Raw genomic sequence first — 16007 nt, 5'->3', positions numbered from 1 at the left:
CTAGCGCCTCGTGACGGCATCGACGACGGCGGCCAGTGCGGCGCCGACCTTGGAGGCGTCCGTGCCGCCGCCCTGGGCGACGTCGTCCTTGCCGCCACCACCGCCGCCGAGGATTCCGGCGGCGAGCCGGACCAGGGCTCCGGCCTTCACGCCGGCTTCACGGGCGGCCTCGTTGGTGGCCACCAGGATGACCGGGCGGTCGTTGCTGACGCCGGCCACGGCAACCGTGGCGGCCTCGGACCCAAGCCGGTTGCGCAGGTCCAGGGCGAGGCCGCGGATGTCGTCGGCGCCGCTGACCTGGCCGGCATCGTGGGCGATGACCCGGACACCGGCAGCGTCCACGGCCGTTCCGGCGAGCTGGGCAGCGGCGGCCGCGAGCTGTTCCTTCCGGAGCCGCTCAAGTTCCTTTTCCGTGGCCTTGAGCTTGGTGAGGGTCGCGGAGATGCGGTCCGCCAGCTGGCCGGAGGGCACCTTGAGCATTTCGGTGAGTTCGGTCACCAGGGCGCGCTCGGCGGCCAGGTGGCGGAACGCGTCCATGCCGACGAACGCCTCAACACGGCGGTTTCCGGAGCCGACGGACTGTTCGCCCAGCAGGGAGAGGCTGCCGATCAGGGAGGTGTTGGACACATGGGTGCCACCGCAGAGCTCGCGGGACCATGCGCCGTCGATCTCCACAACCCGGACTTCACTGCCGTAGTTCTCACCGAACAGCGCCATGGCGCCGAGGGCCTTGGCCTCGGTGAGGCTCATGACCTTCGTGTCCACGTGGAAGTTGTTCCGGATGGCGAGGTTGGAGACTTCCTCGATCTCGGACTTCGTGGCAGCGCTGAGGCCCTCGCCCCAGGCAAAGTCGAAGCGCAGGTACCCGGCCTTGTTGAATGAGCCGCGCTGGGTGGCCTGCGGGCCCAGGATCTGGTGCAGCGCTGCGTGCACGATGTGCGTCCCGGTGTGGGCCTGCTCGGCGGCGTGGCGCCGTTCGCGGTCCACCGCGGCGCGGACCAGCGCGTCGGAGGCGATTTCGCCTTCGCGGACGATTGCCTTGTGCACGCTCAGGCCCTTGAGCGGACGCTGGACGTCCAGGACCTCGACGACGAAGCCGTCACCGGTGATGAGCCCGGTGTCGGCTGCCTGGCCGCCGGCCTCGGCGTAGAACGGGGTTTCGGCGAGCACGAGTTCGATTTCGTCGCCGGTGGCCGCCTGGGCCACCTTGCTGCCGCCGCTGAGGATGCCGCGGACCCGGGACTCGCCCTCGAGGTCGGTGTAGCCGGTGAAGACGGTTTCGCCTTCGGCGAGCAGTTCCTGGAACGCGGAGAGGTCGGCGTGGCCGCCCTTCTTGCCCTTGGCGTCCGCCTGGGCGCGCTGGCGCTGTTCGAGCATGAGCTTGCGGAACTCGGGCTCGTCCACCTTCAGGCCGGCTTCCTCGGCCATTTCCAGGGTCAGGTCAATCGGGAAGCCGTAGGTGTCGTGCAGAGTGAACGCATCGGAGCCGGAAAGCGGGCGTCCGGCTGCCTTGGATTCCTTGACGGCGTCCTCGAGCCGGGCGGTGCCGGACGCGATGGTGCGCAGGAACGCCTTTTCTTCGGCGTAGGCGATCCGGCTGATGCGGTCGAAGTCAGTGTCCACCACGGGGTACACGCCCTTCATGGCGTCCCGCGAAGCGGGCAGCAGGTCCGGCAGGCAGGCCTGCTCAACGCCGAGCAGGCGCATGGAGCGGACCGCGCGGCGGATGAGGCGGCGCAGCACGTAGCCGCGGCCTTCGTTGGAGGGCGTGACGCCGTCGGCGATGAGCATCAGGGCCGAGCGGATGTGGTCGGCGACGACGCGCATGCGGACGTCGTCGGCGTGGTGCGGGTCGTCCTCGGTTTCGGCGGAGGTGTATTCCTTGCCCGAGAGCTTGGCGGCCATGTCGATGACCGGGCGGACCTGGTCGGTCTCGTACATGTTCTCGACGTCCTGCAGGATCATGGCCAGACGCTCCATGCCAAGGCCGGTGTCGATGTTCTTCTTGGGCAGCTCACCCATGATGTCGAACTCGACCTTCGACCGGACGTTGTCGATCTGGTACTGCATGAACACGAGGTTCCAGATCTCCACGTAGCGGTTCTCGTCGGCGATGGGGCCGCCCTCGGCGCCGTAGGCGGGGCCGCGGTCGTAGTAGATCTCGGAGCAGGGGCCTGCCGGGCCGGGCTGGCCGGTGGACCAGTAGTTGTCGGACTTGCCCATGCGCTGGATGCGCTCGGCGGGGACTCCGGTGTTCTTAAGCCACAGTTCCTCGGCTTCGTCGTCCTCTTCGTAGACCGTCACCCACAGCAGCTCCGGCGGAAGTCCGTACCCGCCGTCGGCGACGCTGGTGGTGAGCAGCTCCCACGCGAACTTGATGGCGTCTTCCTTGAAGTAGTCGCCGAAGGAGAAGTTGCCGCACATCTGGAAGAAGGTGCCGTGGCGGGCTGTCTTGCCCACTTCCTCGATGTCACCGGTGCGGATGCACTTCTGGACGCTGGTGGCGCGGGTGTAGGGCGGTTCCTCACGCGCGGTCAGGTACGGGATGAACGGAACCATGCCGGCAACCGTGAACAGCAGGGACGGGTCGCTGGAGACCAGCGATGCGGAGGGAACCGCGGTGTGGCCTTTGCTGACGAAAAAGTCCACCCAGCGCTTTGTGATCTCCTGCGACTTCATGAGCTGATTACATACCCTTCTTGGTTCACGCATGCGGGCGCGTGACAGTTTGATTCAGAGGCAGCCCCGGTGTTGGACGGCACTGCAGGTTTTAATTCTCGCGCGTTTAGCGGCGGGCGAGGTCCTGGGATTCAACACCCAGCGCAGTGCGCAGGTCCGTTTCCCGTTCGCGCATGCCGGCGCGCACGGCGTCGGCAAAGTCGTAGACCCCGTCGGCCAGCCGGCCAACGGCCCGGTTCAGGCCCTCAGGACCGAGCGCTGACTGCGCCTCGGTGACTTTGCGGAAGGCGATGACCCCGATGGCCACGCCGATTCCCATCCAGACAAGTCGTTTCATTTCAGTTCTCCGGGCGGGTTTAGCGGCTGCGGCGGCCGGTGGCGGGCTTCTTGCGGGTGGCGAACGCGGAACGGACACCATAGCTGAACGCGGCGACCTTGATCAGCGGCGAACCGACGGTCGCGGCCATGAGGGAGGACAGCGCCGAGATGTTGGCCGAGGCATCGGAAACGTTGGAGGCGATGCCGTCCACTTTTTTCAGCTGCTGGTTCGTGGTGGAAACCGTGGCGGTGACCTCGTCCATGAGCGGGGTGGCACCGTCGCTGATCGAGCGGATGGAGGTCCTGACCTCATCGAACACCCGCCCGAGCTTGAGGATGGGGACAGCAAGCAACAGGACCAGGAGCGCAAATACCCCGGCCGCGATCAGGCCGGCAATATCGCCACCAGACATAGACGTTCATCTCCTTGAAACTCCGTGGAACGGTACCGGACATGCGCTGCGCAGGTGCCCCAGCCGCAAATGTCCCCCCAGTACCTTACATACAAAAGCCCAGTACCCTACATACAAAGAAGCCCGCGGCGCTTGCCACGGGCTTCTTTGTATACGCTGCCGGAATTTAGCGTGCGTAGAATTCGACGACGAGCTGCTCTTCGCAGGTCACGGGGACCTCGGAGCGCTTCGGGCGGCGGACCAGGCGGGCCTGGAGGGCGTCCAGCTTGACGTCCAGGTAAGCCGGAACGGCGGGCAGGACGTCGCGGTGGGCGCCGGCTGCTGCAACCTGGAACGGAGCCATCGTTTCGCTGCGGCTGTGAACGTGGACCAGCTGGCCCTCGCCAACGCGGAAGGACGGGCGGTCAACGCGGATGCCGTCAACCAGGATGTGGCGGTGCACAACCAGCTGGCGGGCCTGCGCGATGGTGCGGGCGAAGCCGGCACGCAGCACGAGGGCGTCGAGGCGCATTTCGAGCAGTTCGATGAGGTTCTCACCGGTCAGGCCCTTGGTGCGGCGTGCTTCTTCGAAGGCACGGGTCATCTGGGCTTCGCGGATGCCGTACTGGGCGCGCAGACGCTGCTTTTCGCGCAGACGTACGGCGTAGTCGGAGTCCTGCTTCTTGCGGGCGCGGCCATGCTCACCGGGGCCGTACGGACGGCGCTCCATGTACTTGGCTGCCTTGGGGGTCAGAGCGATGCCGAGGGACCGCGAGAGGCGGGCCTGACGGCGAGCACGAGTGTTGTTAGCCACTTGTGTCCTTCCAATATCTGCGGTGTGTCAGTGTTACTGGCCTCCAGAAGGGAGAGCATCGGCCAACCGCTGCCTTTTGCTACTGGGCACACGGCACAGCTCCGTCGAACGGAAATTCGGTGGAGTGTGCGTCCGTGCCTTGCCAGACGAAGATCAAGCTTACCATGCGGGTCACTTGCCCCGGACGATCTTCCGGAGCCGTTCGAGCCGGACGGCAATGTCCCGCTCCGCGCCGTTCGCGGTGGGCTCGTAGTAGTCCCGGCCCACAAGGTCGTCCGGCGGGTACTGCTGGGTGGCCACCGAGTGCGGGGCATCGTGGGCGTATTTGTAGCCCACGCCGTGGCCAAGCTGCTTGGACCCGGGATAGTGCGAATCGCGCAGGTGCGCCGGGATCCCGACGCCAAGTCCCGCCCGCACGTCCGCGATGGCCTTGTTGATGCCCATGTAGGCCGCGTTGGACTTCGGCGCCGTGGCCAGGTGGACCACCGCCTCGGCCAGGATGATGCGCCCCTCGGGCATTCCGATCAGCTGCACCGCCTGCGCTGCGGCCACCGCCGTCTGCAGCGCCGTCGGATCCGCCATCCCCACATCCTCCGCGGCCGATATCACGATCCGCCGGGCCACGAAGCGGGGGTCCTCCCCCGCCTCCAGCATCCGGGCCAGGTAGTGCAGGGCCGCGTCCACGTCGGACCCGCGGATGGACTTGATGAACGCGCTGGCCACATCGTAGTGCTGGTCCCCGGCGCGGTCGTAGCGGACGGCCGCCGCATCGAGCGCCCGTTCGGTGTGCCGCAGTTCAACAGTGACCGGTTCCGGGGTGACCGCTTGCACTGTGTCACCTTCCCCGCTGACTGGACGTTCGACGTCGTCCGCGTCACCGAACGCGACGCCCGCCGCGGCTTCCAGCGCCGTCAGCGCCCGGCGGGCGTCCCCGCCGGAAAGCCGGACGAGGTGTTCCAGGGCCTCGTCGCTGAGCCGGACGTTGCCGTTCAGCCCGCGGGGGTCCTCGACGGCCCGGACCAGCAGGCCCTCGATGTCCGCGTCGGTGAGCGGCTTGAGGGTCAGGAGCAGGGAGCGGGACAGCAGCGGCGACACGACCGAGAACGAGGGATTCTCTGTGGTTGCCGCCACCAGTACCACCCAGCGGTTTTCCACGCCGGGCAGCAGCGCGTCCTGCTGCGCCTTGTTGAAGCGGTGGATCTCGTCGAGGAACAGGACGGTGGTGGTCTTGTACAGGTCGCGGGCGGTCAGGGCGTCGTCCATGACCCGGCGGACATCCTTGACGCCTGCGGTGATGGCGGAGAGTTCCACGAACTTGCGGCCGGGTCCGCGCGCGATCACGTGCGCCAGCGTGGTTTTCCCGGTGCCCGGCGGGCCCCAGAGAATCAGCGAGCTCGGCCCGGCGGGGCCGGCGGCATCTGCTCCTGCGCCGGCTGCCAGCTGACGCAACGGCGACCCCTGGCCCAGCAGGTGCTGCTGGCCCACCACCTCGTCCAGCGTCCGGGGGCGCATCCGGACCGCCAGCGGGCTGCGCGGCTGGGTGGCGCGTGACTGGCCCGGCCTGGGTTGAACAGAACCGGTCGAGCCGCCGGTGCTGACGTCGTCGTTGTCGTCGTCGCCGTCCTGCGCCGCCGAACCAAAGAGATCATCCACATAGATAGGCTACTTCCAGAATCAGCGGGAAAAATCCGGCCATGAAAGCGGGGGATCCGGCAATGGCAGGCAACTGCCCGGAACGGGCACAGCAAGCGCACGGGCGTGCGGCGTCCACCAGGACCACGTTCGTCTCCGGCCCCCGGCTGGCCGGCTGGGTTGGCCGGTTCGCTGCCAGTCACGGGGACTTGGGGACCGAGGACCACGACGACGGCGTCCGGCTTACCGCCGCGGATGGCGCCACGGCGCTGCTCCAGGCGCCGTGGCCTGACGACGGCCGGCCCGGGCGCGGGTCCGGCCTGGTGGAGCGTCTGGCATCGCTGGCATGTCAGCCGCGCACGGTGGGCCTGCTCCTGGTCCGCCGGGGAGGCTACGGGGTGGCCGTTGCCAGCGAGGGGACCATCCTTGCCGCCAAGACCGGTTCCAAATACGTGCAGTCCCGCTCCGCGGCCGGCGGCCAGTCCCAGCAGCGGTTTGCCCGGCGCCGCGCCAACCAGGCGGACGCGATGGCGGAGGCGGTGGCGGAGCAGGCGCGGCTGGTTTTTGCCGGCCAGACCTTCGAGTACATCGTGCCGGGAGGTGACCGTGCTCTGGCCGACGACGTCCTGGCGCTGCCCGCCCTCAAGCCCTGGGCAGGCCTGCCCCGCCTGGCCTACCTCGATGTCCCCGACCCCCGCGCCGCCGTCGTGAAGAAAGCCGCGGCCGACGCCTGCGCGGTGCGGGTGACGGTGACGGACCCGCCGGCTTAGCGCAGCGCCGACCCTACTCCTCCGGCGCCAGCGTCACCGTGACTCCGTCCAGATCAGGGTTGAAGCCCACCTGGCAGGAGAGCCGCGAGCCGCATTCCCGGTAGCCCTCGGCCTCGACGAGCAGCTCAAGTTCGTCCTCGCTGCGTTCACCGAGGGTGCCGAAGACCTTCTCGTCGAGGAACACGTGGCAGGTGGCGCAGGAGGCCGTGCCGCCGCAGGACGCCAGGACGGGCAGGTCGTTGTCCCGGAGGGCCTCCATCATGGTCTGGTCCGGCTCCCACTCAACGTCGTGGGTGGCGCCTTCGCGGTCGACGACGGTCAGCTGGTTGTTGCTCATATCGGTTTCCTTAGGATCGGGCTGCTGCAAGGTCAGCGGCTGCATGGTGGGGAATGCCGGCGATGGCGTCGGCGAGGGGAATGCCGGGGTCGGCGGCCAGTGCCGGGTCGATCAGCGCTCCCTGGGCGACCAGCCGCTTGGCGGTACGGAAGTCGGCCAGGTTGGCGATGGTGTCGACGGCGGCGAGGCGCCCACCGCGGAGGTAGACCACCGAGAATTTGCCGCCCGCAGGTTCTCCCCGGACGATGACCTGGTCCTCGCGATGGCGGACCCCGGCGGTCTGCAGCCGGACACCGTGCTGAACGGTCCAGAACCAGGGAACTTCCGGTTCCGCGGCCGGCTGGCCGGTGATATGGGCGGCCACCCGGTCCGCCTGCGCCAGCGCGTTCTGGATGCACTCAAGCCGCTGGCTGGCGCCGTCGATGGGGCTGGTGAACCGTGTGACGTCCCCGCTGGCGTAGATGGCGGGATCGGACGTCCGGCCGTCGCCGTCCACGAGGATGCCGTCCCGGCAGTCCAGGCCGGCGTCCGCGGCCAGCTCCTGGTTGGGCAGGACACCGATGCCGGCGAGAACGACGTCGGCAGGAAAGACGGTGCCGTCCGCGACGGTCACGCTTTGGGCGCGTTGTTCGCCTTGGAATGACTGTTCGCCGTCAATTGACGTGACCGCGGCGCCGAAGACGAACCGCACCCCGTGCCGCATGTGAAGCTTCTCGAAGTAGCACGAGACGGGGGCCGACGTTACCCGGCTCATCACACGGTCCTGGAATTCGAGCACCGTGACCTCACAGCCCCTCGCGGCCGACGCTGCGGCCACTTCCAGCCCGATGTATCCGGCGCCAATGATGGCGACGCGCGCACCCGGGACCAGCAGCCGTTTGAGTTCCAGGGCATCGTCCCGGGTCCGCAGTGATCGAACTCCCTGGAGGCCGGCGCCCGGCACGGTGAGCGGCCGGGCGCGGGAACCGGTGGCGATCACCAGCCGGTGGTAGGCCTGCCGAGTCCCGTCGGACAGCAGCACCGTCCGGCCGTTCCTGTCGATGGACGCCGCGGTGACGCCGGCCAGCCGGTCGATGCCCTTGTCCGCGTAGAACCTTTCCTTGCGGAGCACGGCTGATTCATCGGTCGCGCCGTCCTTCAGGAGTTCCTTGGAGAGCGGCGGCCGCTCGTAGGGAAGCCCGTTTTCCGCGTCTATGAGCAGAATGCAGCCTTCCCACCCCTTCGCCCGGAGCCCCGCTGCGACGGCCACGCCGGAGTGTCCCGCACCGACGATCACGACCGGAGCTGCATTCCCGGTTCCCGTCCCGCTACGCATTGGACTGCCCTGCATTGCGCTGCGCTGCGTTGGTGTGCTCTGCATTGACTTGCTGCAGCATCACGTGCAGGTGCTCGGGCCCCGAGTTAGTGAGGTTGTTGCCGCGCACGTACTCGATGGGCCTGTCCTTATCCAGGGTGACCGATCCGAGCTTTTCGGCGAGGAGCTTCACCGTCACCAGGACCTCGAGTTTGGCCAGGGGTGCGCCGAGACAGCTGTGGACCCCGTGCCCGAAGCCGAGGTGCCCGTCGGTGTTGCGGTCGATGTCGAAGCGCTCGCCGTCGGGGTACTTGCTGCTGTCCCGGTTCGCTGCGGCAGTCAGCAGGCGGACGATGGCGCCGGCGGGAATCGTCACACCCGCAACCTCCACCTCCTCCGTGGTGATCCGGCTGGCCCGCTGCACGGTGCCGCGGTAGCGGGCGAGTTCCTCGACAAAGCGGTTCGCGTCGTCCGGATTTCGGCGGATCCTGCCGAGCAGGCCGGGATGCTCGCTGAAGATCCGGAATGCGTTCGCCAGCAGGATGGTGGTGGTGTCATGGCCGGCGACGAACACGAAGGCGCACAGTTCCTTGGCTTCCTGCTCGCTGAGCAGCCCCTCCTTCCACATCCTGGCGATGTGCCCCCCGACGGAGTCGCTGTCCTCGCGGTGCAGGCGCTCCATGGTGTCCTTCAGGTAGGCGAAGAACTCGAGGGTGCTCTGCTCGTCTGTGCCGGTGCCCTGGGCGTTGCGGGCCAGCCGGCCGAAGTAGCTGAAGGTTTCGTCGGACCAGAACTTCATCTTGTCGAAGTCCTCAGCCGGCACGTCGAGCAGGGCGCTGATCGTGGACATGCTCAGCGGGATGGCGTAGTCATCCACGGCGTCGCCGCCGCCGGCGGCGAGCATCGGGGCCAGGTACTTCTCCGCGTTCTCGCGCACCCGGTCCTCGAAGCGGGCGATGGCCTTCGGGATGAAGGCCTGCGCCACCACCTGGCGCAGCCTCGTGTGGTTGGGGGCGTCGAACAGGGTCAGGAAGGTCAGCGGCACTGGGTCCACAACCTGGGAGGAGAAAACTTTGGGTGCCCGCATGGCCCGGCGGACGTCGTCGTACCGGGAGATGAACCAGACATCCGAAACAGGCGAGTGGGCACGGAGAACCGGGGCGTTTTCCCGCATCCACGCATAGTGGCCGTACGGATCCCCCTGCGTCCCGTCGTCGACCACCTTGAACGGCGCCATGCCCTCGGGCCAGTCCAGTTCGTGCGAATACGGGGGAAGAGTTGCTGTCAGTGGGGCAGACATCATCGTCCTTCTTTCCGTTGGGTTCGGCGTGATCCGATGTGATCCGCCTCTCACTCAACAGTGCGGGATCCCCGCTTCCGCTCCCACGGGTCTTCCGTTCATCGGTTGTGAAAGCCTGCCCGGAGTTCCCGGCCAGCGGATTCGGCCGGGCTCAATGCATCCGGGCTCAGCGCAACTGGGCGGATTTCAGCGCGCGGGAAATCCCGTGCGCAGCGGTCAGCAGGGCGGGGACGATCACCGGAACCGCAGCGTCCTGCCGCGGCACAATGGCATTGAGCGCCGCGACTACCGTCCTGCCGGGCCCGTAAACGGGCACGGCAATGCCTGTCCACTCAGAGACGCCGATGCCCGGCAGGGCCACGTAGCCCCGCTGCCTGATCTCCGCGAGGTGCTTCCGGATGAGGGCCGGGTCGGTGATGGTCTCCGGGGTCACGGCCGTGAGCGGCTGTGAAAGCACCTCGGCCTGGACTGCGGGCGGCGAGAAGGCGATCAGTACCAGGCCGGACGAGGCTGCGTGGATGGGCATCCGCTGCGCGATGTGGGCCGCGTCCAGGCTGGAGTGCGGCGAGGAGAGCCGCTCCACGTACAGCACGGTCCCGTGGTCCAGCACGGCAAGGGTGGTGTGCTGGTGGACCGCTGCCTGGACATCCTCCATGAACGGCAGCGCCACCTCACGAAGGTTCAACGCGCGCGAGCCCCGGGCCGCGAGTTCCCACATCCGCATCCCGGAGCACAGGTTCCCGTCCGGCAAGCGCTCAATCAGCCCGTGGACCACCAGGTCGTCCACCAGCCGGTGCACGGTGGTTAGCGGGAGGCCGGCGCGGCGGGCGAGGCCGGAAAGCGTCATGGCCGGCAGGTTCCGGTCGAAGGCGCCCATGAGCCGCACGACGCGGCTGATAACCGATTCCCCCGATGGCGAGTTGGCCACGGTTCCTGCTCCGTTCTGCCTGCAGGCCGCTTTCGTGGCGGCGGCAGGCGTTGACTGACAAACCCCCAGTAGAGCCGGGAACACGGCCGCCCGGGAGCGGGATTACCATTGAGCGGGAATCGACAGGAGGAACAGTGGCCAACTCCGCGTCCGGCGAGTCGATCATCGGCCGCTTCGTGAAGATCGTGAGCGCCTTCGACGACCGGCACTCCGCCATGAGCGTCGCCGAACTGGGGCGCCGCACCGGCCTGCCGGTGACAACCACTTACCGGCTGGTCAACGACCTGCTCCTCGAGCGGCTGCTGGAACGCGAGCCCGGCGGCGACATCCACATCGGAACCCGGCTGTGGGAACTGGCTTCCCGCGGTTCCAAAATGCTGGGCCTGCGCGAAGCGGCCCTGCCGTTCATGGAGGACGTCCAGGCAGTGGTGCAGCACTCCACAACCCTGGGGATCCTCGATTCGGACGAGGTCCTGTACATCGAGCGGCTCGGCTCGGACAGGACCATCGTGGACATCACCAAGATCGCCGGGAGGCTGCCGGTCCACGCCACCTCCTCGGGCCTGGTGCTGCTGGCTCACTCCCCCGCTGCCTACCAGGACGTGTTCCTGGCCCGGCCCCTCACCAAGTTCACCGAGACGACGCTGACCGAACCGGCTGCCCTCAGGCGCCACTTGGCGGAGATCCGGCAGCGCGGCTTCGCCGCCATGCCCGGGGTCATCGTGCCGGAGTCCAGCGGCATCGCCGTGCCTGTGTTCGGTGCCGACAACACCGTCCGCGCCGCACTCAGTGTCGTAGTGCCGCGTAACGAGGAGAACGCCCCCGCCCGGGTGCCCGTGCTGATGGCAGCGGCCCGCGGAATTTCGAGGGCCCTGGGCTGGCGCGGCGAATTGAAGGGAACTCTTCGCCAGAGTCATTAGCCAGGCACTGAAGCCGGTTTTACCGTTCATCGGTAATCGTGTGGTTCCACTCACAGGTCCCCTGCCACGCTGGCTGGGAAGCAGCGACGAGGCTGCAGGATCACGAGGAGCACCACACATGAATCCCATCCAGAACCGCGTGGCCGGCAAAACCGCCATTGTCACCGGAGGCCGCGGCGACCTGGGCAGCGCCACTGCCGCCCTCCTTGCTGCACACGGCGCGAACGTTGCCAGCCTGGACGTTGCCGGCATTCCCGCCGCCACTTCCCACGAAAACATCAGTGAGTACGACGTCGATGTCACGAATGAAGACAGCGTGGCCGCTGCGGTCCGCAGGGTCCGCGACGAACTGGGCACCCCGGACATCCTGGTCAACGCCGCAGGCATCATCGGCCCGGCAGGAGCGTCCCATACCGCCTCGACGGCGGACTTCGACACGATTTTCAACGTCAACGTCAAAGGCGTCTGGCTGATGACCAAGCACGTGGTCCCCGGCATGATCGAGAAGAGCGGCGGCAGCATCGTCAACTTCTCCTCCATCCACGGCCTTACCGGCGGCCGGAACGTGCCGCTCTACCATGCCACCAAGGGCGCCGTGCGGCTCCTGAGCAAGTCGGACGCGGCGGCCTACGGCGGCTACGGCATCCGGGTCAATTCCATCCATCCCGGGTCCATGAACACCAGGATGAGCCGCCGTTCCGCCGAGCAGTCGGACATCGGCCCCGAGGCCTACTACCGCCAGCTGGTGGGCTCCAACCCGCTCCCCCGCCAAGGTGAACCGGACGAGATCGCCTACGGCGTGCTCTACCTGGCCTCGGACGAATCGCGCTTCACCACCGGCGCCGAGCTGGTCATCGACGGCGGCTACACGGCTGTCTGACGCAGCCCTGGCGCCCATTGCGGCACCGGCCGCAGCACCCTTCATCTTCCTTCTGAAAGGCAACACCCCATGAAATTCATCAACGGCACCCCTGCGGACACTTACGACGTCGTTATCGTCGGTTCCGGCGCGGGGGCACTGACTGCGGCGGCCACCGCCGCCCGGGCCGGCAAGTCCGTCGTCGTGCTTGAAAAAAGTGAACTGCTCGGCGGAACCTCGGCCGTTTCCGGCGGCATGCTCTGGGTGGCCGACAACCACCACGCACAGAAGGCCGGGATCGCCGATTCCAAGGCCGCAGCCGCCCGGTACGTGCGTGCCGTTGCCCGCGGAAGGGGCCGCGAGGAACTCCTGGACGCGGCGCTGGACTACGGCGACCAGATGCTGCGCTTCGTCGAGGAGGAGTGCGGTGTCCGCTTCATCTTCCTCAACAACTTCCCCGATTACCGGCAGGACCTGCCCGGGGCCGTGACAGGCGGCCGGACCGTGGAGCCCGAGCTGTTTAATAGCACCGCGGCGCTGGGCGAACTCAAGGAGCACGTGCGCAGTGACGGCCGTGCCCCGTTCACCATGCAGGAGTACGAGGAGTGGGGCGCCTTCACCAAGTTCCCGTGGGATGAACTTGCCGGCCGCCAGGACCAGGGTCTCGTCGCCAAGGGCCAGGCGCTCGTTTCCATGCTGCTCGCCAGTCTGGTCCGCGACGGTGCCGCACTTGTCACCGGGGCACGCGGCCACCGCCTGCTGACCGGCGGCGGCCGGGTGACCGGGGTCGAACTGGAAAGCGGCGAAGCTTTTCATGCCCGTGACGGCGTGGTGCTGGCGACCGGCGGCTTCGAGTGGGACAGGGCCCTGGCCGACTCGATGCTCGCATCCCGGCTGTACACGATGTGCTCAACGCCGTCGAACACCGGCGACGGCCTCCGGATGTCCCAACGGATCGGCGGCCAGACCCGCGGCACGCGGGAAGCGTGGTGGGCGCCGATGTCCGTCACCGGCGACACCCGCGACGGCCAGCCGGTGGGCACCCTGCTGCGGTTCGAGCGGCAGGGCCCGGGATCGATCATGGTGAACCGCCATGGCCGCCGCTTCGCCAACGAGTCCCAGAACTACAACGACCTCGCCCGCAGCCTGCAGTCCTGGGACTCCCCCGCCAACCGCACGCTGAACACCCCGGCGCACGTCATCGTGGACCACGGCTACCTGGAGAGGTACGGCATCCTGGCCCACCGCGCCGGCCAGCCGACGCCGGACTACCTGATCGAGGCGCCCACGCTGGAGGAACTCGCGGCGAAGATCAATGTCCCGGCGGAGAACCTGGAAGCCACTGTGGCCCGCTTCAACGAATTCGCGGCCAAGGGTGAGGACCCTGACTTCGGCCGCGGCGAAAGCGCCTACGACAAATACTGGGGCGACGCCGACTGCCCGTGGCCGAACCCCTCGCTGGGCCCGCTCGAGTCCGGGCCGTTCTACGCACTGGAGGTGGTAAACGGGGCCTTCGGCACCAACGGCGGCGTGGCCACCGACGGTTCAGCCCGCGTGCTCGACGTCGACAACCGCCCCATCCCGGGCCTGTTCGCGGCAGGCAACACCACGGAGAACGCCTACGCTGCGGGGTATCCCGGCGCCGGCGCCACCCTCGGCCCGATCATGACCATGGGCTACCTCGCCGGACGCACGCTGGCCGGCCTGTCCCCGGAGTACGTTCCAGCCCCGGCGGCCGAGCTTGTGGAGGCCGGTGCCTGAAATGATCCGCCACACCGTGCTTTTCCAGTTCAAGCCCGACTTCCCGCCGGCCGACAGGCAGGCATGGATTGACGGCCTCAACAACATGGTTGGAAAGATTCCCGGCATGCTCAGCCTCAGCCACGGACCGGACGTCCTCAGGACGGAACGCTCCTTCGACTACGCCATCGTGGCCGACTTTGCGAGCGTCGGGGACATCGCCGTGTACAACACGCACCCCCTGCACGAGCCGCTGAAGGCGTACTCGTTCCCCAACAGCCGGCAGATCCTTGCGGTGGACTTCCACCTCCCGGATGCCACGCCGGCCCCCATTGAGACAACGCAGTCTTAAGGAGATTCCCGTGACCACCTCCCCATCACCGCAGGTTCCGCTGCAGCATCCCCGCAACGCCCCGGCCCAACGCAAGACTCCGCGTAAGGCCGCACTGGCGTCCTTCCTCGGCAGCACGCTCGAGTACTACGACTTCTTCATCTACGGCACCGCCGCCGCCCTCGTGTTCCCGCACCTGTTCTTCCCGTCCGCGGATCCCGCCATCGGCCTGATCGGCGCGTTCGCCACCTTCGGCGTCGCGTATGTGGCGAGGCCCGTTGGCGGGCTGGTGATGGGCCACTTCGGGGACAAGCTGGGACGCAAGAAGATCCTGCTGCTGACGCTCGGCATCATGGGCCTGGCGTCCCTGGGCATCGGGTTCCTGCCCACGTACAGCCAGCTCGGCGTCTGGGCACCCATCCTGCTGGTGGCGGCCCGGCTGGCGCAGGGCTTCTCCGCCGGCGCGGAATCGGCCGGTGCTTCCACCCTGACGCTGGAGCATTCACCCGAGGGCAGGCGCGGATTCTTCACCAGTTTCGTCATGACGGGCTACGCCTCGGGCATGGTGCTGGCCACCCTGGTCTTCATCCCCGTCACGGCACTGCCCCGGGACGCCATGCTGGCCTGGGGCTGGCGCATTCCGTTCTGGCTGTCCATCGTGGTGCTGGCCATCGCCTACTGGGTGCGCACGCACCTGGATGAAACCCCGGTGTTCGAGGAGGCCCAGGAACGCCGCCAGGTGGCCCCGATGCCCATCAAGGAAGTGCTCCGCTTCCAGGCCCCGGATGTGCTGCGGGTGGCCGGAATGTCCATCATGTCCGTGATGCAGACCATCTTCACCGTCTTCGGACTGGCCTACGCCACGGCCGACGCCGGGTTCGACCGCGGTGCCATACTGACGGTCAACGCCGTGGCCATCGGCCTGTCCATGTTCGCCATGCCGCTCGCGGCCAGACTGTCCGACCGGATCGGCCGGCGCCCCCTCCTGCTGACCGCCGCGATCGGTTGCTCCGTCACGATCTTCCTGTACTTCCTGGCGCTCGCCTCCGGCAACATCGTGCTGGTCTTCGGTGCCGCGTTCCTGAACATGACGGTGCTGTACTCGGGCTTCAACGGCGTCTGGCCGGCGTTCTTCGCCGAGCAGTTCGCGGCACCCGTCCGGTACTCCGGCATGGCCCTGGGCAACCAGTTCGGGCTGGTGCTCGCGGGCTTTGGCCCGATGATCGCCGGCATGCTGCTGACCCCCGGAACCTGGGGCTGGGTGCCCGTGGCCGTCTTCGGTACGGCCTGCATGCTCGTGGCCGCAGGTTCCGCGTTCTGGTCCCGGGAGACCGCCGCCACTCCCATCGGGGAACTCGGCGCGCCGTATTTGGTAGGCACGGCACGCCGGCGGCAGGCCGAAACGCAGCAGCCTGCCCTGCAGCACCGCTAAGCCGGCGCCCGCCAAGCCCACTGCCCGGAAGGACAAGATCATGTCGCAACACACCGGTCACGAGATACAGCGTGGAGCAGCGCAGTCCGCAGACGTACCGTCCGAGGTCGACGGCGGGCTGGTCGGCGAACTGGCAACGGCCCCTTGGATGGGCCTGCACTATCTCACCGAAGGCCCCTAACACCATGCTGGACCCTGGCTCTGATACACATCGTACGCAGCCGACGCACCTAGGGGTGTAGATATCGGTGGGCGCCCGCT

16 protein-coding genes are annotated in these 16007 nt (G+C 67.8%); 7 read left to right on the top strand and 9 right to left on the bottom strand.

The genetic code is table 11. The features are described 5' to 3' along the window. The 5 genes from alaS to ACFUTU_RS14670 all read right to left on the bottom strand — a co-directional run bounded on the left by alaS (position 1) and on the right by ACFUTU_RS14670 (position 5856). Positions 1 to 2679, bottom strand: coding sequence for an alanine--tRNA ligase (alaS, locus tag ACFUTU_RS14690; protein ID WP_377965489.1), 2679 nt, complete (start codon positions 2677 to 2679; stop codon positions 1 to 3). Between the two features lie 106 nt (positions 2680 to 2785). Further along, the gene (locus tag ACFUTU_RS14685; protein ID WP_236803481.1) at positions 2786 to 3016 is read right to left on the bottom strand and encodes a DUF6167 family protein; all 231 of its coding nucleotides are present in this window, start codon (positions 3014 to 3016) and stop codon (positions 2786 to 2788) included. A gap of 19 nt (positions 3017 to 3035) precedes the next feature. Beyond that, positions 3036 to 3410 (bottom strand): DUF948 domain-containing protein, encoded by a 375-nt coding sequence (locus ACFUTU_RS14680; RefSeq protein WP_087874656.1) that lies wholly within the window; start codon positions 3408 to 3410, stop codon positions 3036 to 3038. Between the two features lie 166 nt (positions 3411 to 3576). Further along, positions 3577 to 4203: a 30S ribosomal protein S4 gene (gene rpsD / locus ACFUTU_RS14675; protein ID WP_076802735.1), complete on the bottom strand. Its 627-nt coding sequence runs from the start codon at positions 4201 to 4203 to the stop codon at positions 3577 to 3579. Between the two features lie 171 nt (positions 4204 to 4374). Then, positions 4375 to 5856, bottom strand: a complete 1482-nt coding sequence (locus tag ACFUTU_RS14670; RefSeq protein ID WP_377965486.1) for a replication-associated recombination protein A — start codon at positions 5854 to 5856, stop codon at positions 4375 to 4377. A gap of 62 nt (positions 5857 to 5918) precedes the next feature. Here ACFUTU_RS14670 and ACFUTU_RS14665 point away from each other — a divergent pair, with 62 nt between their 5' ends. Then, positions 5919 to 6605: an acVLRF1 family peptidyl-tRNA hydrolase gene (locus tag ACFUTU_RS14665; protein ID WP_377965484.1), complete on the top strand. Its 687-nt coding sequence runs from the start codon at positions 5919 to 5921 to the stop codon at positions 6603 to 6605. A 13-nt stretch (positions 6606 to 6618) separates the two neighbouring features. Here the strand turns inward: ACFUTU_RS14665 and ACFUTU_RS14660 are convergent, their stop codons facing one another. The 4 genes from ACFUTU_RS14660 to ACFUTU_RS14645 form a co-directional block, all read right to left on the bottom strand. Next, positions 6619 to 6942, bottom strand: a complete 324-nt coding sequence (locus ACFUTU_RS14660) for a 2Fe-2S iron-sulfur cluster-binding protein (RefSeq protein ID WP_377965482.1) — start codon at positions 6940 to 6942, stop codon at positions 6619 to 6621. A gap of 10 nt (positions 6943 to 6952) precedes the next feature. Continuing rightward, positions 6953 to 8257, bottom strand: coding sequence for an NAD(P)/FAD-dependent oxidoreductase (locus ACFUTU_RS14655; RefSeq protein ID WP_377965480.1), 1305 nt, complete (start codon positions 8255 to 8257; stop codon positions 6953 to 6955). Beyond that, a complete protein-coding gene (locus tag ACFUTU_RS14650) occupies positions 8250 to 9536 on the bottom strand; it encodes a cytochrome P450 (protein ID WP_377965478.1) in 1287 nt (428 codons plus the stop codon). Before ACFUTU_RS14650 ends, ACFUTU_RS14655 begins: the two co-directional genes overlap by 8 nt. Before the next feature lie 166 nt (positions 9537 to 9702). Further along, positions 9703 to 10464, bottom strand: a complete 762-nt coding sequence (locus ACFUTU_RS14645; protein WP_377965476.1) for an IclR family transcriptional regulator — start codon at positions 10462 to 10464, stop codon at positions 9703 to 9705. Positions 10465 to 10598: 134 nt separating this feature from the next. Here ACFUTU_RS14645 and ACFUTU_RS14640 point away from each other — a divergent pair, with 134 nt between their 5' ends. The 6 genes from ACFUTU_RS14640 to ACFUTU_RS14615 all read left to right on the top strand — a co-directional run bounded on the left by ACFUTU_RS14640 (position 10599) and on the right by ACFUTU_RS14615 (position 15927). Further along, entirely contained in the window at positions 10599 to 11384 is a 786-nt protein-coding gene (locus ACFUTU_RS14640) for an IclR family transcriptional regulator (RefSeq protein ID WP_377965474.1), read from the top strand. Between the two features lie 118 nt (positions 11385 to 11502). Continuing rightward, a complete protein-coding gene (locus tag ACFUTU_RS14635; RefSeq protein ID WP_377965472.1) occupies positions 11503 to 12264 on the top strand; it encodes an SDR family NAD(P)-dependent oxidoreductase in 762 nt (253 codons plus the stop codon). A gap of 69 nt (positions 12265 to 12333) precedes the next feature. After that, complete coding sequence (locus tag ACFUTU_RS14630; protein ID WP_377965470.1) at positions 12334 to 14004, top strand: FAD-dependent oxidoreductase; 1671 nt, start codon at positions 12334 to 12336, stop codon at positions 14002 to 14004. Position 14005: 1 nt separating this feature from the next. Then, the gene (locus ACFUTU_RS14625; protein ID WP_377965550.1) at positions 14006 to 14335 is read left to right on the top strand and encodes a Dabb family protein; all 330 of its coding nucleotides are present in this window, start codon (positions 14006 to 14008) and stop codon (positions 14333 to 14335) included. A gap of 10 nt (positions 14336 to 14345) precedes the next feature. After that, positions 14346 to 15746: an MFS transporter gene (locus tag ACFUTU_RS14620; protein ID WP_377965468.1), complete on the top strand. Its 1401-nt coding sequence runs from the start codon at positions 14346 to 14348 to the stop codon at positions 15744 to 15746. A 40-nt stretch (positions 15747 to 15786) separates the two neighbouring features. Next, entirely contained in the window at positions 15787 to 15927 is a 141-nt protein-coding gene (locus ACFUTU_RS14615) for a hypothetical protein (protein ID WP_377965467.1), read from the top strand. Positions 15928 to 16007 lie beyond the last annotated feature (80 nt).

The sequence above is a fragment of the Arthrobacter sp. NPDC057388 genome, assembly GCF_042668165.1.
Lineage (GTDB): Bacteria > Actinomycetota > Actinomycetes > Actinomycetales > Micrococcaceae > Arthrobacter.
This window is presented reverse-complemented; position numbering and strand designations above follow the sequence as displayed.

Excerpts from the sequence above, each read along its gene's own strand:
- alaS (WP_377965489.1), bottom strand. The coding sequence starts at position 2,679 with ATGAAGTCGCAGGAGATCACAAAGCGCTGGGTGGACTTTTTCGTCAGC.
- ACFUTU_RS14685 (WP_236803481.1), bottom strand. The coding sequence starts at position 3,016 with ATGAAACGACTTGTCTGGATGGGAATCGGCGTGGCCATCGGGGTCATC.
- ACFUTU_RS14680 (WP_087874656.1), bottom strand. The coding sequence starts at position 3,410 with ATGTCTGGTGGCGATATTGCCGGCCTGATCGCGGCCGGGGTATTTGCG.
- ACFUTU_RS14665 (WP_377965484.1), top strand. The coding sequence starts at position 5,919 with ATGGCAGGCAACTGCCCGGAACGGGCACAGCAAGCGCACGGGCGTGCG.
- ACFUTU_RS14660 (WP_377965482.1), bottom strand. The coding sequence starts at position 6,942 with ATGAGCAACAACCAGCTGACCGTCGTCGACCGCGAAGGCGCCACCCAC.
- ACFUTU_RS14655 (WP_377965480.1), bottom strand. The coding sequence starts at position 8,257 with ATGCGTAGCGGGACGGGAACCGGGAATGCAGCTCCGGTCGTGATCGTC.
- ACFUTU_RS14650 (WP_377965478.1), bottom strand. The coding sequence starts at position 9,536 with ATGTCTGCCCCACTGACAGCAACTCTTCCCCCGTATTCGCACGAACTG.
- ACFUTU_RS14635 (WP_377965472.1), top strand. The coding sequence starts at position 11,503 with ATGAATCCCATCCAGAACCGCGTGGCCGGCAAAACCGCCATTGTCACC.
- ACFUTU_RS14630 (WP_377965470.1), top strand. The coding sequence starts at position 12,334 with ATGAAATTCATCAACGGCACCCCTGCGGACACTTACGACGTCGTTATC.
- ACFUTU_RS14625 (WP_377965550.1), top strand. The coding sequence starts at position 14,006 with ATGATCCGCCACACCGTGCTTTTCCAGTTCAAGCCCGACTTCCCGCCG.
- ACFUTU_RS14615 (WP_377965467.1), top strand. The coding sequence starts at position 15,787 with ATGTCGCAACACACCGGTCACGAGATACAGCGTGGAGCAGCGCAGTCC.